We start from the raw sequence: 18,998 nt of genomic DNA on the forward strand, positions 1-18,998 counted from the left end.
GTGCGGACTCCTCTCTGCCGGACGCACGGGCGAGGTCACCGCGACGCAGGGGCTGCGTCGCGCGGTGGGGGACCCGGCGGCCGTGTGGCGGCGGCTCCGTGGCCGCCGGGTTCAGGGGTGGTGCGCGTTGGTACGGGGCCCGGTCGGAGCCGGAGCACCGACCGGGCACTGGGTCAGAGTAGTCCCGCGGCGCGGGCCCAGCGATACTTCGCGCCGAGAATCTGCACGGGCTTCTCGGTGGTGTACGGGAAGGCCACGACGCCGTGCTCGAACAGGTACCGCGAGGCCTCCTCGACCTCGGTGTCACCCGAGAGCGAGGCGACCACGGGCTTGTCGATCCCCTTGGCCCTGGCCTCGGCCACCACGTCGGCGACCACCTTCGCGAAGACCATCGGCGGCGTGATGATGGTGTGCCAGTAGCCCAGGATGAGCGCGTGCACCCGCTCGTCCTCCAGACCCAGTCGGATCGTGGCCTCGTAGGTGGAGGGCGGCTCGCCGCCGGTGATGTCCACCGGGTTCCCGGCGGCGCCGAAGGGCGGGATGAAGGCCCGGAACGAGGCGTCCAGGTCCGGCGGGATCCCGTAGAGGCTCATCCCGTTGTCCACCACCGCGTCGGAGAGCAGCACGCCCGATCCGCCCGCCCCGGTGATGATGACGACGTTCTCGCCCTTGGGGGTGGGCAGGACCGGCAGCGCGCGGCCGAACTCCAGCAGCTCGTTGAGCCCGGGGGCCCGGACCACGCCCGCCTGGCGCAGGATGTCGTCGTAGACCTTGTCGTCGCCCGCCAGCGCGCCGGTGTGCGACCCGGCCGCGCGCGCCCCGGCGTCGGTGCGCCCGGCCTTGAGCACGATGACGGGCTTGTGCGGCACGACCTCGCGGGCGGCCTCGACGAAGGCGCGGCCGTCCTTGAGGTCCTCCAGGTGCATGGCGACGGCGTTGGTGTTCTCGTCCTGGCCGAAGAAGGTGAGCAGGTCGTCCTCGTCGATGTCGGCCTTGTTGCCGACGCCCACGATGGCCGAGACGCCGGTGCTCGTGCTGCGGCTGTAGCCGAGGATGGCCATGCCGATCCCGCCCGACTGCGAGGTCAGGGCGGTGCCGCCGCTGACGTCGTAGGGGGTGCAGAACGTCGCCGACAGCTTCTCGGGCGTGTAGTAGTAGCCGTAGATGTTGGGCCCGAGCAGGCGCACGCCGTGCCTGCGGGCGACGGCGAGCACCTCGTCCTGGAGCTCCTGCTCGCCGGTCTCGGCGAACCCGGAGGGGATGAGGACCGCCGCGGCCGCCCCCTTGGCGCCGACGTCCTCCAGCGCGCCCGCCACGAACTTGGCGGGGATCGCGAAGACCGCCACGTCGACCTCGCCGGGGATGTCCAGGACGCTCTTGTAGGCCGGGCGGCCGTACACCTCGGCGGACTTGGGGTTGACCGGGTACACCTCGCCCGCGTACCCGCCGTCGACGATGTTCTTGATGACGGAGTGGCCGATCTTGCCGGGCTCGTTGGAGGCGCCGACGATCGCGATCGACCGCGGCTTGAAGACCCGGTTCATCGCGGCGAGGATCTCGTCCCTTTCGAACCGCGCGGGCGGCTCGGGCGGCGCGAAGTCCAGGACGAAGCGCAGGTCGGCGGCCACGGCGGAGGCCGGTCCGGCGAAGACCGGGTTGAGGTCGGCCTCGGCGATCTCGGGGAAGTCGGTGACCAGGTCCGACAGCCTGCTCACCACGTCGGCCAGCCGCTCCCGGTCCACGCCGGGGCGGCCTCGCACGCCGCGCAGGACCTCGGCCGCGCGGATGTCGTCGATCTGGGTCAGCGCCTCCCCGCGGGAGACCGGGGCCATCCGGAAGGTGACGTCGCGCAGCACCTCGACCAGGACGCCGCCCAGTCCGAAGACCACGATCTTGCCGAAGGTGGGGTCGGTGGTCGCGCCGACGAGGACCTCGACCTCCGGTCCGCCGCCGACCTGCTGCTGGATCTGGACCCCGTCGATGCGCGCCCCCGGGGTGTGGGCCAGGGCGTTCGCGGTGATGCGCCGGTAGGCCCCGGCGACCGCTTCGGCGCTGTCCAGGCCGACCTCGACGCCGCCCGCGTCGGTCTTGTGCAGGATGTCGGGGGAGACGATCTTGGCCACGACCGGCAGGCCCAGCTCACCGGCGAGTTCGGCGGCCTCCTCGGCGGAGTGCGCGAGCGCCTCGCCCGGGACGGGGATGCCGTAGGCGTCGGCGAGGACGCGGCCCTCGGGGGCGGTCAGGGCGCTCCTGCCCTCGGCCCTGGCGCGGTCGAGCACCTCGCGGACCGCGGCGCGGTCGTGGTCGGGGCGGTCGGGGGTGTAGGCGGCCATGTGTTCAGATCACTCCGTTCGATGCGAGTTCGGCCAGGTCCTCGTCGGACAGCCCCAGCTCGCCGCCGTAGACCTCGGCGTTGTGCTCGCCGAGCAGCGGGGAGCGGACGACGTCCACCGGTGAGTCCGAGAGCCGGATCGGCGAGGAGACCGTGTCGTAGGAGCCCCGCTCGGGGTGCTCGACGGTGGTGACGACCCCGTTGGCCCGCAGGGTGGGGTCGTCGATGATCTCGCGGGTGGACATGATCGGCCCGCAGGGGATGTTGTGCGCGTTCAGCGCGGCCAGCACGTCCCACTTGGGGATCTGGCCGGCCCACTCCTCGATGAGGGCGAACATCTTGTCTAGCTTGTCCAGCCGGGCCTCGGGGGTGGCCCACTCGGGGTCCTCGGCCAGTTCGGGGCGGCCGATGAGCCGGGTGATGGGCTCCCAGCCGGTGGGCTGGACGATGACGTACACGTAGTCGTTGGGGCCGCCGGGGGAGGTGCGCACGGCCCAGCCGGGCTGGCCGCCGCCGGAGGCGTTGCCGGAGCGGGGGACCTCGTCGCCGAAGTCGTCGTTGGGGTACTCCGCCAGCGGCCCGTGGGCGAGGCGCTGCTGGTCGCGCAGCTTGACCCGGCACAGGTTGAGCACCGCGTCCTGCATGGCGACCTGGACGCGCTGGCCCCGGCCGGTGGTGGTGCGCTGGTACAGCGCGGCGAGGATACCGGCTACTGTATGCATCCCCGTGCCCGAGTCACCGATCTGGGCGCCCGTCGCCAGCGGCGGGCCGTCCTCGAATCCGGTGGTGCTCATGGAGCCGCCCATCGCCTGGGCGATCACCTCGTAGGCCTTGAAGTCGGCGTAGGCGCCGGGGCCGAAGCCCTTGATGGAGGCGTAGACCAGCCGCGGGTTGGCCTCGGCGAGCACCTCCCAGGTGAAGCCCATGCGGTCCAGCGCGCCGGGGGCGAAGTTCTCCACCAGTACGTCGCTGCGGCGGACCAGGTCCAGGAAGATCTCCTTGCCCCTGGGGCTCTTGGTGTTGAGGGTGACGCTGCGCTTGTTGGAGTTGAGCATCGTGAAGTAGAGGCTGTCCACACCGGGCTTGTCCCGGAGCTGGCGCCGGGTGATGTCACCCGTGACCGCCTCCACCTTGACCACGTCGGCGCCCATCCAGGCGAGTATCTGCGTCGCCGACGGGCCCGACTGGACGTGGGTCATGTCCAGGACGCGGACCCCGTCGAGTGCCTTGCCCATGACTCTCTCCTTCCTGGTCAGGGCTACTTGTACATGGTCTGGTTCATCGTCCCCGGGGCGTAGACCTCGGGGTCGATCCAGACGTTGATCAGCGAGGGCTTGCCTGACTCGCGGGCGCGGCGCAGCGCGGGGGCGATGTCGGCGGGGTCCCGGACCTCCTCGCCGTGGCCGCCCAGCATCCGGGCGAACTCGGCGTAGTTGACGTCGCCCAGGGTGTTGCCGATCTCGCCCCGGTCCGCGCCGTACTTGGCGATCTGGCCGTAGCGGATCTGGTTCATCGAGGAGTTGTTGCCCACGATGCCGACGAAGGGCAGGTCGAACCGGACCAGGGTCTCGAAGTCCCAGCCGGTCAGGCTGAACGCGCCGTCGCCGAAGAGGGCCACCACCTCCTTGTCCGGGCGGGCGTACTTGGCCGCCATCACGAACGGGACGCCCACGCCCAGCGTGCCGAGGGGCCCGGGGTCCATCCAGTGGCCCGGCGACTTGGGCTGGACCACCTGGCCGGAGAAGGTGACGATGTCGCCGCCGTCGCCGACGTAGATGGAGTCCTCGGTGAGGAACTGGTTGATCTCGCTGACCAGCCGGTAGGGGTGGATGGGCGTGGAGTCGGAGGTGAGCAGGTGCGCGCGCTTGTCCAGCGCGGCCTGCTCCTGGGTGCGCAGCTCCTCCAGCCAGGTCTTGCGGCTCTGGGCGCCGTTGTCCCCGTAGCCCGAGGTCGCCTGGAGCACCGAGGACAGGATCACGTCGGCGTCCCCGACCAGCCCCAGGTCCACGTCGCGGTTCTTGCCGACGGTGGCGTAGTTGAGGTCGATCTGCACCACCGTGGCGGTGGGCGAGAGGCGCTTGCCGTAGCCCATCCGGAAGTCGAAGGGGGTTCCGACGATGATGATCAGGTCGGAGTTGGTGAAGGCGTAGCGCCGGGAGAGCTGGAAGTGGTGCGGGTCCCCGGGCGGCAGGGTGCCCCGGCCCGCGCCGTTCATGTAGGCGGGGATGTTGAGCGCGCGCACCAGGTCGGTTGCGGACTGGGTGGCCCGGGTGGTCCACACCTGGTTGCCGAGCAGGATGCTGGGCTTCTCGGAGCGCACGATGAGGTCGGCCAGCCGCTCGATCGCGGCGGGGTCGCCCGCCTGCCGGGTGGAGGCGCGGTAGCGGCCCTTGGCGGGCACGCGCGCCCGCTCCACGGGCACCTCGGCGTCCAGGACGTCGCGGGGGATCTCCAGGAAGGCCGGGCCTGGGGCGCCGCTGTTGGCCTCGCGGAAGGCCATCGAGACCAGGTCGGCGACCCGCTCGGTGTGCGGCACGGTGGCGGCGAACTTGGAGATCGGGTTGATCATGTCCACGTGCGGCAGGTCCTGGAGCGAGCCCATCTTGTGCTGGCTCAGGGCGCCCTGGCCGCCGATGACCAGCATCGGGCTCTCCGCGCGGTAGGCGTTGGCGATGCCGGTGACCGCGTCGGTGGTCCCCGGTCCGGCGGTCACGACGGCGCACCCGGGCTTGCCGGTGACGCGGGCGTAGCCGTCGGCGGCGTGCGCGGCGACCTGCTCGTGTCGCACGTCGACCACGTCGATGCCCTCGTCGGCGCATCCGTCGTAGATGTCGATGATGTGTCCGCCGCAGAGCGTGAAGATCACGTCGATCCCCTCGGCCTTGAGGGCCTTGGCGACCAGGTGGCCGCCGGAGATCGTGGTCTTCTCGCTGCTGGTGGACTCGCTGGTTGCCTTGTCGGCCATCGGTACGCCGACCCCTTTCGTGCGGGTGTGCGGTGTGCGGGACGTGTCCTGCGGTGGCTTGTGCGGTGCGACCGTCTTCTGTAGGCGGGATACTGTATACCGTGTGCATCACATTGGAGCACGGTGCCGCGTCGGTGTCCAGACCCCGTGTGGCTCGGGTGTGGTCCGGACCGGGAGCGGACGCCTGAGCAGGGCCGCCAGGACTGCCGCCGCGCCGCAGAGCGCCCCGGACGCGGCCAGGCCCGCGGGCCACGCGGAGGCCGGTGCCAGGGCCAGGAACAGTGCGGCCCCGCCGACCCCGAGCAGGCCGCCGACCGCCTTGGAGCTGTAGACCAGGCCGTGGATGTCGGCGGTCCAGCGCGGTCCGAAGTGGCCCTCGGTGATAGCCCGGGTCAGCGGGTAGCACGAGCCGGTGCACGCGCCCGCCGCCAGCGAGAGGAGCACGAGTGCGGCGCTCTGCCCGGTCGTGACGGCCGCGGCCAGGCCCGCCTGGGCGAGCGCCCCAGCGCACAGCAGCGCGGTGAGCGTGCGCCTGCGTCCGGTCCGCTCGGCCGCGGTGCCCGCGGCCAGCCGTCCCAGGCCGCTGCCCGCGGCGAAGGCCGCCACGGCCGGGGCGGCCGCCGCGCCCGGGTCGCCGCCGTCCGCCAGGAGGACGGGCAGCACGGCGAGGGTGGACAGCGCGCTCGCCCCGGACAGCGCGACCACCGCGTGCAGGAGCGGCAGGGAGCGGCCGGAGGACCACGCCTGGGCCGGGGTGAGGTCGCGGGCCCACGGCGGGTCGGCGCCCGCCAGCAGCGCGCTCGCGCGCGGGTCTGAGCCGGGCGGCCACCACCGGGGCGGGGCCGGGCGCTGCCCGGCGCCGCCCACCAGTCCCAGGGCCGCGACCAGCAGGGCGAGCGCCCCGCAGGCGGCGGGCAGGGCGGCGGGGGAGACGCCGAGCGCGACGGCGGGCAGGAGGGGCGTCCAGCCCAGGGCGAAGGCGCCGCCCACGGCACCCGAGCGCACGATGCGCCGGTCCGGGAACCAGCCGTCCACCAGGTGCGTGCAGGAGTGGTAGACCAGCCCCGCGCCCAGGCCGCCCAGGAGGCCGTAGCCCAGGACGGCGGCGGGCAGAGACGGGAAGGCGCCGAGCGCGACCAGGGCGGCGGCGCACAGCAGAGCGCCCGCCTGGACGGCCGGTCCGGCCCGCACCGCTCCCCGGGCCCGGAGCCGGTGCAGCGCAGGCGCGCAGGCGCCCTGCACCAGGGTCCACGCCAGGAAGGGGACCAGTGCCTGGGCGGGGGACCAGCCGTGCGCGGCCACCAGCGAGGGGACCGCGGCGCCGTAGCCGAACTGGAGCCCGCCGACCGCCGCCGCGGCGGTCAGCGCGCGGAGCAGGATCGTGCGGCGGGAGCGGCCGGTGAGCGCGCGGGCCGAGGGGCCCACCGCGTAGCTCCTGCCGCGCCAGTCGCGCACCTCCTCGGGGAGGGGTGCGGCGGAGGAGGGGGTGGAGGGGGGCGGATCGGGGAGCGGACGGCGGCTGCGCATGACGGCACCTCCTTGTATGCAGTATGCAAAGGGTGCGCCGATCTGGAAAGGGGTGACCGGGGACACATTTCTACCCGAAGGGCTATTGCATACTGCATACAGTATGGCGTAACACTGGAGGTGACGGAGAACCACGCACGTGAGGAGGCCCGGTGGATCTGTACGAGTACGAGGCCAAACAGCTCTTCGGGGAGTACGGCGTCCCCCTCGTCGAGGGCGAGATCGCCGACACCCCCGAACAGGCCCGGCTGGCGGCCGGACGGATCGGTCACCGGGTGGTGGTCAAGGCGCAGGTCAAGACCGGTGGTCGCGGCAAGGCCGGCGGCGTCAAGGTCGCCGAGGGCCCCGAGGACGCCCGGGCCAAGGCCGAGCAGATCCTCGGCATGGACATCAAGGGCCACACGGTCCGCCGCGTCCTCATCGAGGAGGCCTCCGACATCGCGGAGGAGTACTACTTCTCCTTCCTGCTGGACCGCGCGAACCGCACCTTCCTGTCCATCTGCTCGGCCGAGGGCGGCATGGACATCGAGGAGGTCGCCCGGACCCGGCCCGAGGCGGTCGTGCGCACCCCGGTCGGCCCCGGGGGCGTGGACCACGGGGCCGCCCTCGCGATCTGCCGCGCGGCCGGGCTGCCCGAGGAGGTGCGCGACTGCGCGGCCCAGGTGGTCACCCGGCTCTGGCAGGTCGCCGTCGGGGAGGACGCCACCCTCGTCGAGGTCAACCCCCTGGTCCGCACGGCCGACGGGCGGATCATCGCCCTGGACGGCAAGGTCACCCTGGACGGCAACGCCGCCTTCCGCCACCCCGAGCGGGCCCCGTTCACCGACGGCGCCGACACCGACGAGCGCGAGCGCGTGGCCAGGGCCAAGGGGCTGAACTACGTCGGACTCGACGGCGAGGTCGGCGTCATCGGCAACGGCGCGGGCCTGGTCATGTCCACCCTGGACGTGGTCGCCTACGCCGGCGAGGCCCACGGCGGAGTGCGGCCGGCCAACTTCCTGGACATCGGCGGCGGGGCCTCGGCCGAGGTCATGGCCGACGGTCTGGAGATCATCCTGGGCGACCCCTCGGTCAGGAGCGTCCTGGTCAACGTCTTCGGCGGCATCACCGCCTGCGACGCGGTGGCCGACGGCATCGTCCGGGCCCTGGACATGCTGGAGGGCCGCAGCGGCGACGAGGGCTTCGACCAGCTCGGCAAGCCGCTGGTCGTGCGTATGGACGGCAACAACGCCGAACTGGGCCGCGAGATCCTCACCAGACGCGCCCACCCGGCCGTGCGGCAGGCGGACACGATGGACGGCGCCGCCGCTCAGGCCGCCGAGCTCGCGGCCGCCAACTGACAGCGGCCGCACACCCCCGACGGGAGCGACGAACACACATGGCCATCTTCGTGAACAGCGACAGCAGAGTCCTGGTGCAGGGCATGACGGGCTCTGAGGGCACCAAGCACACCCGGCGCATGCTCGCCTCGGGCACCACCGTCGTGGGCGGGGTCAACCCCCGCAAGGCCGGCCAGAAGGTCGACTTCGACGGCACCGAGGTGCCCGTCTTCGGCTCGGTGGCCGAGGGCATGGCCGCCACCGGCGCCGACGTCACCGTCATCTTCGTGCCGCCCAAGTTCTCGCGTGAGGCGGTCTTCGAGGCCATCGACGCCGGGATCGGGCTGGCCGTGGTCATCACCGAGGGCATCCCGGTGCACGACACGGCCGCGTTCTGGGCGCACGCCCGGGCCAAGGGCGACAAGACCCGCATCATCGGCCCGAACTGCCCCGGGCTGATCACGCCGGGCCAGTCCAACGCGGGCATCATTCCGGCCGACATCACCAAGCCGGGCCGGATCGGGCTGGTGTCCAAGTCCGGGACGCTGACGTACCAGATGATGTACGAGCTGCGTGACATCGGTTTCTCCTCGGCGGTGGGCATCGGCGGGGACCCGATCATCGGGACCACGCACATCGACGCTCTGGCGGCGTTCGAGGCGGACGCGGACACCGACGTGATCGTGATGATCGGTGAGATCGGCGGGGACGCCGAGGAGCGTGCGGCGGAGTTCATCCGGGAGAACGTGACCAAGCCGGTGGTGGGTTACGTGGCGGGCTTCACCGCTCCGGAGGGCAAGACGATGGGGCACGCGGGCGCGATCGTGTCGGGTTCCTCGGGCACGGCCGCGGCCAAGAAGGAAGCGCTGGAGGCCGTCGGCGTCAAGGTCGGCACCACCCCCAGCGAAGCGGCCCGGATGGTGCGCGCCGTCCTGGCCGGGGCTCCCCTCGGAGAGGAGGCGGGCGCCCTCCCCGAGGCGGCGCCCACGGCGCGATGACGGCGACGCTCAAGCCCGGCACCGACTGGGCGGCCCTGTACACCCGCTGCCGCGAGGCGGCCCCCGAGGCCTTCGGCCCCGACCGGACGCACAACCACTGGGGCGGCCGGTGGCGCGCCGACGGCGAACTCCGGACCGCGTACTCGCCCGTGGACGGCTCGGAGATCGCGGGCCCGCCCATGCTCGACGGTGCCACCGCGGCCCGCGCGGTCGCCGGGGCGGCCGAGGACCACCGCCGCTGGAGCGCACTGCCCCTGGCCGAGCGCCGGGAGCGGGTGCGCGCCGCGGTCCGCTCCTGGGGGCGGCACCGCGACACCCTGGCTCTTGCCCTGGTCTGGGAGATCGGCAAGCCCTGGCGGCTGGCCCGCCAGGACGTGGACCGGGCGATCTCGGGGGTCGAGTGGTACCTGGACGGCGTCGAACCGATGCTGGAGGGCCGCCTGCCCCTGGACGGCCCGGTCAGCAACATCGCGAGCTGGAACTACCCGATGAGCGTGCTGGCGCACGCGATGTGCGTCCAGGCGCTGGCGGGCAACGGCGTGATCGCCAAGACCCCCACCGACGGCGGGCTGGTCTGCCTGACCCTGGCCGTGGCCTTGGCGGTCCGCGAGGGTCTGCCGTTCACACTGGTCAGCGGAGGCGGTAGCGACCTCTCCCCGGCGCTGGTGCGCGGGCCCGAGATCGGCTGCGTGTCCTTCGTGGGCGGCCGGGACACCGGCGGCCGGGTGGCGGCCGACCTCGCCGACCTGGGGCGGCCGCACGTCCTGGAGCAGGAGGGGCTCAACTGCTGGGGCGTGTGGGAGTTCGGGGACTGGGAGACCCTCTCCGGGCAGATCCGCAGGACCTTCGACTACGCCAAGCAGCGCTGCACCGCCTACCCCCGGTTCGTCGTGCAGCGCTCCCGCTTCGACGCCTTCCTCGGCGCCTACCTCTCCGCGGTCCGGTCCGTGCGCTTCGGCCACCCCCTGGCCGTGGAGTCGGCCGACGACGACCCGCCCGAGCTGGACTTCGGACCCGTGATCAACGCGGCCAAGGCCAAGGAGCTGACCGACCGGGTGGCCGAGGCCGTCGCGGGCGGGGCCGTGCCGCTGTACCGGGGCGGGCTGGAGGACGCCCTCCTGCTGCCGGGCCAGAACACCGACGCCTACGTGGCCCCCGTGGCCCTCCTGGAGCCGCCGCGCTCCTCGCCGCTCTTCCACGCCGAGCCCTTCGGCCCGGTGGACTCGATCGTGCTGGTGGACACCGAGGCCGAGCTGCTGGCCGCCATGAACGCCAGCAACGGCGCCCTGGTCGCCACGGTCTCGTGCGACGACACCGACACGGCCGCGCGCCTGGCCGCCGGGGTGCGGGCCTTCAAGGTCGGCGTCAACCGGCCGCGCTCGCGCGGAGACCGCGAGGAGCTGTTCGGCGGCTGGGGGGACTCCTGGCGCGGCGCCTTCGTCGGCGGCGAGCTGCTGGTCCACGCGGTCACGAGGGGACCGGCGGCCGAGCGCCTGCCCGGCAACTTCCCGCACTACACCCTGCGCCCCGAGGGGCGCGTCTAGGGAGAAGCGCGGTCTTCCGGGTGACCGGCGGCTCCCCGGAAGACCGTCCTCCTCAGACAGCGATCAGGCGGACCTCGGAGCCACACAGCCGAGACATGTCTCCGACATCCGACGTCAGTACCGTGACGGGAGACCGCTGTCGTAGGGCCACCTCCGCCACCATCGCGTCGATGGCGTACTGGTGGCCGTGCAGACCGGCACGCTGGAGGAGCGAGGCGGCTGATCGCGCACCGTCCTCGCTGAGGCCCTCGACCCTGAGGCGGGAGAGCACCCAGTCCAACCTCGCGCTACTCACGCCTCGGTCCTGGACCTCGATGATGGTCGCCGCGCCGATGACCAGTGCCCGGTCCTCCTGAACTGCGGCGTCGATGAGGAGCATGGTCTTGCGGTCCCCGGCGATGAACCCGGACAGCCCTGCCGAGTCCAGGACGAGAGTGCCCCTCACCCGGCTTCGCCCGAACCCCTGGTGCCCTTCTGCTCACCGGCCAACTCCGCTCTGGCCCAGGCGCGCTCCTCCTCCGTGAAAACGCCGTACTCCTCCTGGTAGTCAGCGAGGTCCTGGGCGATCAGGTCGTTGCGCAACCGGTGCTCGACCGCTTCGGTGATGTAGGCGGAGAACTCCCTTTTCCCGGTAATGGCGCGCACCGCCTCGGCGGTGCCCTCCGGGAGGGAGAGGCTCACCCGAACCGAGGAGCCACTGCCTACAGGAAGCTTGTCTTCACTCACGCGGCAAATTTATCGAAGCGAGTGGGAATCGACTCGGGTTCTTCGAAGGCCGGATGTCGGGAGCGGTCGGTGCAGGGGGCTGGAGCACACCGGCCGCCCCCGCGTCTACCGACCCGGACCGCGGACGCCTCCCGTGGCCGCCGAAGGCGCGGCGTGCGCCTTCTCCAGGAGGATCCGGTGCCGTCCGGCGTAGACGTTCATGGAGGTTCCCCGGAGGAAGCCGACCAGGGTGATGCCCGCCTCCGCGGCGAGGTCGACGGCCAGGGACGAGGGCGCGGAGACGGCGGCCATCATCGGGATGCCGGCCATCCACGCCTTCTGGACCAGCTCGAAGGAGGCCCGCCCCGAGACCATCAGCACCGTCTCGCGCAGCGGGAGCCGGTCCGAGCGCAGCGCCCAGCCGACCAGCTTGTCCACCGCGTTGTGGCGGCCCACGTCCTCGCGCAGGGCCAGCAGTTCGCCGTCGGCGGTGAACAGGCCGGCGGCGTGCAGGGCGCCGGTGCGCTCGAACACCCGCTGGGCCTCGCGCAGCCGGTCGGGCAGCGAGGTCAGCGTCTCGACCCCGACGCGCAGTCCGTCCGCCTCGACTTGCCACACGGCCTGAGTGCGCACGGCGTCCAGGCTCGCCTTGCCGCACAGGCCGCACGAGGAGGAGGTGTAGAAGTTGCGCTCCAGGGAGGTGTCGGGGCGGGGGACGCCCGGGGCCAGGGACACGTCGAGCACGTTGTAGGTGTTCGAGCCGTCCTCGGTGGCCCCGGCGCAGTAGCGGATGGCGGTGACCTCCCCGCCCCGGGAGACCACGCCCTCGCTCACCAGGAACCCCGCGGCCAGGTCGAAGTCGTTGCCGGGGGTGCGCATGGTGACGCTCAGCGGGTCTCCGTCCAGCCTGATCTCCAGGGGCTCCTCGACGACCAGCGTGTCCACGCGCTCGGTCGCGGACCCGTCCCTGATCCGGAGCACCTTCTCCCGGGCCGTGACCCGTCCCATCCGTTCCACCGCCTTCTGGTGTACCTCTGTCCCGGTTCTATCTGATTTCGCCCGGTTTCTCATCCCCTGAGGTGGGCCCGCCCCCGAGCGGGCCCGCTCGGGGGTCAGCCGCCGCCGCGCCGCTGCACGTGCTGGAAGCCGAACCGGCCCTTGATGCACAGGTTCCCGTGGGTCACCGGGTTGTCGTGCGGCGAGGTGACCTTGACGATCTCGTTCTCCTGCACGTGCAGCGTAACGTTGCAGCCCACCCCGCAGTAGGTGCACACCGTGGTGGTCTCGGTCTGCGCCTCCTCGTCCCAGGTACCCGCCTCGCGCATGTCGAACTCGGTGCGGAAGGACAGGGCGCCGGTGGGGCACACCTCGATGCAGTTCCCGCAGTAGACGCAGGCCGAGTCGGGCAGGGCGACGTCGTGCTCGGTGGAGATGCGCGCGTCGAAGCCGCGCCCGGCCACCCCGATGGCGAAGGTGTTCTGCCACTGGTCGCCGCAGGCGTCCACGCACTTGTAGCACATGATGCACTTGGAGTAGTCGCGCACGTACAGGTCGTTGTCCACCTTGGCGGGCTGCTCGACCGTCTCCGCGACCGCGCCGTCGCCCGGCTCGTGGTCGCCCGCGTGGCGGGCGTCGCGCACGCCCAGCGCCGCGGCCTCGGCGCGCGGGCCGAACCGCCCGGGCTCGGCCTCGTAGCGCTCCATCCAACCGGCCGCCTTGGGCGTTGTGGACAGGTCCACGGATGAGCCGAGCAGCTCCAGGACCATCTTGCGGCTGTGCCGCACCCGCTCGGAGTCCGTGGCCACGCTCATGCCGGGCTCCAGCTCGCGAGAGCAGGCGGGGGCGAGCGTGCGCGCGCCCTCCACCTCCACCACGCACACCCGGCAGGCGTTGCGGGGCGTGAGGGTGTCGCCGTAGCACAGGGTGGGGATCTCGGTCCCCTCCCCGGCACAGGCCTCCAGGATGGTGGTGCCCTCGGGAACGCGCACGGTGCGCCCGTCGATGGTCGCGTCGATCAGCCGCTTGGGCGGGGCCAGGAGTACGGGGACGGTCATCGGGCCTCCTCGGTAGCCGCCCGGGTGCCCGGGCCGGTGCTCTGTTGGGTGTCGTCGGTCGCGTCGAACAGGCCGAGCCGGTCGATCGCCGACTCCACCGCGTTCCAGGCGGTCTGCCCCAGGCCGCAGATCGAGGCGTCGCGCATCGCCAGGCCGACCTCGCGCAGCAGGGGCACCTCGGCGGCGGCGTCGCCCCCGGAGCTGATCCGCAGCAGCGACTCCTCCTGGCGCACGGTGCCGACCCGGCAGGGCACGCACTGGCCGCAGGACTCGTCGCGGAAGAAGGCCGCCACCCGGACCAGCGTCGCGACCAGGTCGGCGGTGTCGTCCAGGACCAGCACCACCCCCGAGCCCAGGGACGTGCCCGCCGCGCGGGCCCCCTCGAAGGTCAGCGGGATGTCCAGCTCGTCCCCGCGCACGAAGGTCCCGGCCGCGCCGCCGAGCAGGACCGCCTGGATGGTGCGCCCCTCGGGCATCCCCCCGGCCGCCTCGATCAGGTCGCGCAGGGTGGCGCCGAAGGGCAGCTCGTACAGCCCCGGGCGGCGCACGCCGCCCGAAAGGCAGAACAGCTTGGGTCCTGTGGACTGGCCGGTGCCCACGGCCGCGTAGGCCGGGCCGCCCATCAGCAGGACTGGCAGCACGTTGACCAGCGTCTCGACGTTGTTCACGGCGGTGGGCTTGCCGAACAGCCCCTTCTCCACGGGGAAGGGCGGCTTGCTGCGCGGCTCGCCGCGCTGCCCCTCGATGGAACCGAAGATCGCGGTCTCCTCGCCGCAGATGTAGGCGCCCGCGCCGCGCCGGATCTCGATGTCGAAGGCGAAGCCCGAGCCCAGGACGTCCGGGCCCAGCAGGCCCCGCCCGCGGGCCAGGGCGACGGCGTTCTCCAGGTGGCGCAGCGCCCGGGGGTACTCGCCCCGGATGTAGAGGTAGCCGGTCCGCGCGCCCACGGCGTACCCCGCGATGGTCATCGCCTCGACGACGGAGAAAGGGTCGCCCTCCATCAGGACCCGGTCCTTGAAGGTGCCGGGCTCGCTCTCGTCGGCGTTGCACACCAGGTAGTGCGGGCCGTCCGGCTGCTGGGCCGTGGCCTGCCACTTGCGCCCGGTCGGGAAGGCGGCCCCGCCCCGGCCGACGAGGCCGGAGTCGGAGACCTCCCGGATGACACCGGCGGGGCCCAGGCTCAGCGCCCGGCGCAGCGCGGCGTACCCGCCCGCGGCGCGGTAGTCGTCCAGGCTGAGGGGGTCGACGGCGCCGATCCGGCGCAGCAGCACGTGGTCGGGCGAGCCCGCGTCGGGCACGGCCGCGGCGGGGTCGGGTTCGGGCGCGGTCCCGGGCAGCGGGTCCGCGCCGAAGGTGGTGGGGGGCCGGTGGCCGTCGGCCTCCGGCGCCCCGGTCCCGGGCAGGGCCTCGGCTGCCATCGCGTCCAGCGCCTCGGGTGCGGCGGGGGCGGCGACGGCGTACCGGGCGGGGGCGCCCGCCTCCAGGGTCAGGGCGGCGGGCGCGCGCTCGCACATGCCCAGGCACGGGCTCTCGTGCCAGGCCGCCTCCCCGTCGTGGCCGCCGGGCGGGCCGAGGCGTTCGGTCAGCCGGGCGCGCAGCCCGTCCGATCCGGCCGCAGCGCAGGCGATGTCGGTGCACAGGTGTACGACCCGGCGGGGCCTGCGGTGCAGGGCGAACATCGCGTAGAAGGAGGCGACGGCGTAGGCCTCCGCCGGGGGGACGGTCAGCCTGCGGCAGATGTGGTCGAGGGCGGGGCGGCTGATCCAGCCCACGCGGTCGTTCACCGCGTGCAGGGCCGGGAGGAGAAGGTCGCGCCGGTCGCGGGCGGAGTGGCCGCCGCGCGCGTAGCGCAGGTCGGCGTCCTGGCGGGTGCCGCCGTCCCAGCCGGACTCGGGCGGCCCGAGCACGCTCTCGACGGCCTCGCGTTCGGCGGTGGTGGGCGTCTCGTCCAGGAATCGCAGGTCCACGCCGTGGTCACCTCATATCGAGTGTAATCCAGATCACAGGATTCTGTATACAGAGAACAGTATGATGGCGGTGTTCGGGTTGACAACCCCTGTAAGCGGTAAGATCGCGTAAGGATGCGCCCGAGTGCTCGGACCGCGATCGCAGGGTGCTGACCTGCCATGACGGGCCGTGCCGCCGCCGCAGGGGGCTGGGGCGACGGCACGGCCCCCCTTTCTGCCTCAGCTCGCGGCGGCTTGGCGGCCGGAGCGCTCCACTCGTTCGATCCGCACCGCGGCGGCCTTGTACTCCGCGGTCCCCGCGATGGGGTCCGTGGCGTCGATGGTGAGCAGCTGGGTGTCCACCTGGTCGGGGAAGTGGAAGGTCATGAACACCAGGCCGGGCCGCATGGCCTCGGTGACAGAGACCGGCACCAGCACCGAGCCCCGCCGGGAGGTCACCCGGACCGTCTCCCCGTCGCCGACGCCGAGCTTGGCCGCGTCCTCGGGGGACAGGTCCAGCAGCTCGCCCCGGCGCAGCGGTGAGGAGAACCCGCTGGTCTGCACCCCGGTGTTGTAGTCGTCCAGCCGTCGGCCGGTGGTCAGCCGGAAGGGGAAGTCCTCGTCCAGCAGGTCCACCGGCGGCGAGTGGCCCACGATCCCGAACGGCGCGGGTTCGCCGCGCTCGGCCGGGTCCTCCGACCACAGCCGCGCGTGCAGGTAGCTCGGCTCCACGGCGTCCTCGGAGTAGCACGGCCACTGGATGCCGTGCAGCTCGGCCAGGCGCGCGTAGCTCATGCCCCGGTGCATGGGGGAGAGCGAGCGGACCTCGTCCCAGACCTCCTCGGCCGACGGCCGCTCCCAGTCGTGGCCCAGCCGGGTGGCCAGGTCGCACATGATCTCGATGTCGTCGCGGGCGCCCTCCGGCGGGTCCAGCGCCCTGCGCACCAGCTGCACGCGGCGCTCGCTGTTGGTGAAGGTGCCGTCGGACTCGCACCAGGACGCGCTGGCCGGGAGCACCACGTCGGCCAGTTCGGCGGTGCGGGTCAGGAAGATGTCCTGCACGACCAGGTGGTCCAGGCCGCGCAGGCGGCGGGTGGTCTTGTGCGTCTCGGGCTCGGACTGGACGGGGTTCTCCCCGATCACGTAGAGGGTCCTGAGCTCGCGCTCGTCCATGGCCTCGAACATCTGGGTCAGGTTCAGGCCCTTGGCGGGCTGGATCTCGCGTCCCCAGGCGGCCTCGAAGGGCGCGCGCACCCGGGCGTCCAGGATGTCCTGGAACCCGACCAGCCGGTCGGGGATGGCGCCCATGTCGCCGCCGCCCTGCACGTTGTTCTGGCCGCGCAGCGGGTTGAGCCCGGACCCGTACCGCCCCACGTGCCCGGTGAGCAGGGACAGGTTGATCAGCGCACGGACGTTGTCGGTGGCGTTGTGGTGCTCGGTGATGCCCAGCGTCCAGCACATCTGTGCGCGCTCGGCGCGGGCGTAGGCGTGCGCCAGCTCGCGGATGGCCTCGGCGGGCACGCCGGTCTCGGCCTCGGCGGCGGCCAGCGTCCACGGCTCCACCAGCGCCCGGTACTCCTCCAGACCGGTGGTGGCGCGCTGGACGAAGGTGTCGTTGGCCAGCCCCGCGTGCAGGATCTCGCGGCCGATGGCGTGCGCCAGCGGGATGTCGGTGCCCACGTTCAGGCCCAGCCAGCGGTCGGCCCACTCCGCGGTCGGGGTGCGCCGGGGGTCCACGACGAACAGGCGCGCCCCGCGCCGCACGGCCTTGAGCACGTGCTGGAAGAAGATCGGGTGGGCGAAGCGCGGGTTGCCGCCCCAGATCACGATGAGGTCGGTGTCCTCGATCTCGGTGTAGGAGGAGGTGCCCCCGCCCGAGCCGAAGGCGGCGGCCAGCCCCGCGACGCTGGGCGCGTGGCAGGTGCGGTTGCACGAGTCGACGTTGTTGGTGCCGACGACGACGCGGGTGAACTTCTGCGCCATGAAGTTCATCTCGTTGGTGGCGCGGGCGCAGGAGAGCATGCCGAAGGAGTCGGGGCCGTGCTCGGCCACCCCGCGCCGGAACCCGGCGGCCGCGCGGTCCAGGGCCTCCTCCCAGGAGGCCGGGCGCAGCTCGCCGCCGTCGCGGACGAGGGGTCGGGTGAGTCGGGTGAGGGGTGCTGAGGGTGCGTCGGATCGCATGTGGCCTCGCTTGGTGTTCGTGGCCGGATTCGTCCGGGCCGCCGGGCGGCGACATTCTGCGGATACTGCATACAGTATTGAGACGGTGCGGACAAGGGTCAAGAGCGTGGGGGACGGTGGACTGGCCGGAGATGTTACTGGTGTGTCGCGTGGTTTCTGAACTGCGATGATCTTGCGCTTATAGCGCGTCTCGACCGTCCGACCTCGCTATAAGTACAAGATCACGACGGAGTGGGTGGGTCCTGCGAGCCTTTGCGGTCAGTGCGTCTAGGCGGCGACGGAGGGGGTCACGGGCGCGGGGGCGGGCGCGTCGAGCATCCGCGCGTTGAGGAGTCCCGCGACGGCGTCCACCGCCCGCAGAGCGGGGGCGGGGGCGCCGGTCAGGTCGGCCAGCTCCACCACGGCGGACAGGATGACGTCCAGTTCCATGGGGCGGCCGCGCTCCAGGTCGTGCAGGGTCGAGGTGCGGTGGTCGCCGGTGCGCTCGGCCCCGGCCATGCGCCGGTCGATGGAGACGGCGGGGCGCACGCCGAGCCGCGCGGCCACGTCCAGTGTCTCGGCCATCATGGTCCGGGCCAGGTCCCTGGTCGGGCGGTTGCGGCAGATCTGCGCCATGGTGGAGCGGCTCAGCGCGCTCAGCGGGTTGAAGACGATGTTGCCCATCAGCTTCACCCAGACGTCCTCGCGCAGGTCGTGTTCGATCGGGCACTTGAGCCCGCCCGCCTCCATCGCGGCCTGGAGGTCGCGGCAGCGCCGGGAGGAGGAGCGGTCCGGTTCGCCGATGGAGAACCGGGTCCCCTCGATGTGCCGGATCACGCCGGGCCCGGCGATCTCGGTGGCCGCGTAGACCACGCAGCCCACGGCGCGCTCGACCGGGATCGTCCGGCTGACAGCGCCGCCGGGGTCCACGCTCTCGATCCGGTGCCCGGCCAGGGGTCCCTCGATCCCGTGGAAGTACCACCAGGGGATGCCGTTCTGGGCGGTGACGACCATGGTGGAGGGGCCCATCAGGGGGCGCAGCAGCGGGCCGCAGGCCGCGTAGTGCTGGGCCTTCAGGCCGAGGAAGACGGCGTCCACGGGCCCGACCTCGGCGGGGTCGTCGGTGGCGTGGGGGCGCGCGTCGAAGTCCCCGCGCGGGCTGAGGACCCGGACTCCCCGCTCGCGCAGGGCCCGCAGGTGCTCGCCGCGCGCGATGAGGTGCACGTCGGCCCCGCCCCTGTGCAGCGCGGCTCCCGCGTAGGCGCCGATCGCTCCGGCGCCGAGTACGGCGATTCGCATGAGGACTCCTTTCCATAAAATACTGTATACAGTATGCTTCGGGGCAGCGTTCTTCACCCGACGACAGGGAGAGAAGGAATGCCCGACCCGGTCGCCCCGGAAACTTCTCCGCTTCTTCACGGAAAAAGCCGCCCGCGTACACCGCTGCC

At 72.6% G+C, this 18,998-nt stretch carries 14 protein-coding genes; 3 read left to right on the forward strand and 11 right to left on the reverse strand.

Annotation, left to right across the window (positions count from 1 at the left end; genetic code table 11):
* Positions 1-173 precede the first annotated feature (173 nt).
* The 4 genes from KGD83_RS04630 to KGD83_RS04645 all read right to left on the reverse strand — a co-directional run bounded on the left by KGD83_RS04630 (position 174) and on the right by KGD83_RS04645 (position 6,824).
* Positions 174-2,333 (reverse strand): acetate--CoA ligase family protein, encoded by a 2,160-nt coding sequence (locus tag KGD83_RS04630; protein WP_212642682.1) that lies wholly within the window; start codon positions 2,331-2,333, stop codon positions 174-176.
* Between the two features lie 4 nt (positions 2,334-2,337).
* On the reverse strand, positions 2,338-3,567 hold the full coding sequence (gene frc / locus KGD83_RS04635; protein ID WP_212642683.1) for a formyl-CoA transferase: 1,230 nt from the start codon (positions 3,565-3,567) through the stop codon (positions 2,338-2,340).
* A gap of 23 nt (positions 3,568-3,590) precedes the next feature.
* Positions 3,591-5,297, reverse strand: coding sequence for a thiamine pyrophosphate-binding protein (locus KGD83_RS04640; RefSeq protein WP_013155122.1), 1,707 nt, complete (start codon positions 5,295-5,297; stop codon positions 3,591-3,593).
* A gap of 108 nt (positions 5,298-5,405) precedes the next feature.
* Complete coding sequence (locus KGD83_RS04645) at positions 5,406-6,824, reverse strand: MFS transporter (protein ID WP_212642684.1); 1,419 nt, start codon at positions 6,822-6,824, stop codon at positions 5,406-5,408.
* 152 nt (positions 6,825-6,976) lie between these two features.
* On the opposite strand from KGD83_RS04645, the gene sucC reads away from it, so the two are divergent.
* Genes sucC through KGD83_RS04660 form a run of 3 tightly spaced genes read left to right on the forward strand, consistent with a single transcriptional unit; the run spans position 6,977 to position 10,685 of the window.
* Positions 6,977-8,164, forward strand: a complete 1,188-nt coding sequence (sucC, locus tag KGD83_RS04650; protein ID WP_212642685.1) for an ADP-forming succinate--CoA ligase subunit beta — start codon at positions 6,977-6,979, stop codon at positions 8,162-8,164.
* Between the two features lie 38 nt (positions 8,165-8,202).
* Entirely contained in the window at positions 8,203-9,141 is a 939-nt protein-coding gene (sucD, locus tag KGD83_RS04655) for a succinate--CoA ligase subunit alpha (RefSeq protein ID WP_212642686.1), read from the forward strand.
* The gene (locus tag KGD83_RS04660) at positions 9,138-10,685 is read left to right on the forward strand and encodes an aldehyde dehydrogenase family protein (RefSeq protein WP_212642687.1); all 1,548 of its coding nucleotides are present in this window, start codon (positions 9,138-9,140) and stop codon (positions 10,683-10,685) included. Before sucD ends, KGD83_RS04660 begins: the two co-directional genes overlap by 4 nt.
* A gap of 52 nt (positions 10,686-10,737) precedes the next feature.
* Here the strand turns inward: KGD83_RS04660 and KGD83_RS04665 are convergent, their stop codons facing one another.
* From KGD83_RS04665 to KGD83_RS04695, 7 genes are all read right to left on the reverse strand, one after another.
* Positions 10,738-11,130 carry a DNA-binding protein gene (locus KGD83_RS04665; protein WP_212642688.1) on the reverse strand — a complete coding sequence of 131 codons (393 nt, stop codon included), beginning with the start codon at positions 11,128-11,130 and terminating at the stop codon, positions 10,738-10,740.
* Positions 11,127-11,411: a hypothetical protein gene (locus KGD83_RS04670; protein ID WP_212642689.1), complete on the reverse strand. Its 285-nt coding sequence runs from the start codon at positions 11,409-11,411 to the stop codon at positions 11,127-11,129. Before KGD83_RS04670 ends, KGD83_RS04665 begins: the two co-directional genes overlap by 4 nt.
* 105 nt (positions 11,412-11,516) lie before the next feature.
* A complete protein-coding gene (gene fdhD, locus KGD83_RS04675) occupies positions 11,517-12,398 on the reverse strand; it encodes a formate dehydrogenase accessory sulfurtransferase FdhD (RefSeq protein WP_212642690.1) in 882 nt (293 codons plus the stop codon).
* A 104-nt stretch (positions 12,399-12,502) separates the two neighbouring features.
* On the reverse strand, positions 12,503-13,444 hold the full coding sequence (locus tag KGD83_RS04680; protein ID WP_212642691.1) for a 2Fe-2S iron-sulfur cluster-binding protein: 942 nt from the start codon (positions 13,442-13,444) through the stop codon (positions 12,503-12,505).
* Positions 13,441-15,411 (reverse strand): NAD(P)H-dependent oxidoreductase subunit E, encoded by a 1,971-nt coding sequence (locus KGD83_RS04685; RefSeq protein WP_212642692.1) that lies wholly within the window; start codon positions 15,409-15,411, stop codon positions 13,441-13,443. The genes KGD83_RS04680 and KGD83_RS04685 overlap by 4 nt, the downstream gene beginning before the upstream one ends.
* Before the next feature lie 219 nt (positions 15,412-15,630).
* Complete coding sequence (locus KGD83_RS04690) at positions 15,631-17,571, reverse strand: molybdopterin oxidoreductase family protein (RefSeq protein WP_212642693.1); 1,941 nt, start codon at positions 17,569-17,571, stop codon at positions 15,631-15,633.
* Between the two features lie 267 nt (positions 17,572-17,838).
* The gene (locus tag KGD83_RS04695; RefSeq protein ID WP_212642694.1) at positions 17,839-18,849 is read right to left on the reverse strand and encodes a 2-dehydropantoate 2-reductase; all 1,011 of its coding nucleotides are present in this window, start codon (positions 18,847-18,849) and stop codon (positions 17,839-17,841) included.
* Between the last annotated feature and the right edge of the window lie 149 nt (positions 18,850-18,998).

This window comes from Nocardiopsis akebiae, from assembly GCF_018316795.1.
Taxonomy (GTDB): Bacteria; Actinomycetota; Actinomycetes; order Streptosporangiales; family Streptosporangiaceae; genus Nocardiopsis; species Nocardiopsis dassonvillei.

Coding starts and splice junctions, on each gene's coding strand:
- KGD83_RS04630 (WP_212642682.1), bottom strand. CDS start 2,333: ATGGCCGCCTACACCCCCGACCGCCCCGACCACGACCGCGCCGCGGTC.
- frc (WP_212642683.1), bottom strand. CDS start 3,567: ATGGGCAAGGCACTCGACGGGGTCCGCGTCCTGGACATGACCCACGTC.
- KGD83_RS04680 (WP_212642691.1), bottom strand. CDS start 13,444: ATGACCGTCCCCGTACTCCTGGCCCCGCCCAAGCGGCTGATCGACGCG.
- KGD83_RS04640 (WP_013155122.1), bottom strand. CDS start 5,297: ATGGCCGACAAGGCAACCAGCGAGTCCACCAGCAGCGAGAAGACCACG.
- fdhD (WP_212642690.1), bottom strand. CDS start 12,398: ATGGGACGGGTCACGGCCCGGGAGAAGGTGCTCCGGATCAGGGACGGG.
- KGD83_RS04690 (WP_212642693.1), bottom strand. CDS start 17,571: ATGCGATCCGACGCACCCTCAGCACCCCTCACCCGACTCACCCGACCC.
- KGD83_RS04660 (WP_212642687.1), top strand. CDS start 9,138: ATGACGGCGACGCTCAAGCCCGGCACCGACTGGGCGGCCCTGTACACC.
- KGD83_RS04645 (WP_212642684.1), bottom strand. CDS start 6,824: ATGCGCAGCCGCCGTCCGCTCCCCGATCCGCCCCCCTCCACCCCCTCC.
- sucD (WP_212642686.1), top strand. CDS start 8,203: ATGGCCATCTTCGTGAACAGCGACAGCAGAGTCCTGGTGCAGGGCATG.
- KGD83_RS04695 (WP_212642694.1), bottom strand. CDS start 18,849: ATGCGAATCGCCGTACTCGGCGCCGGAGCGATCGGCGCCTACGCGGGA.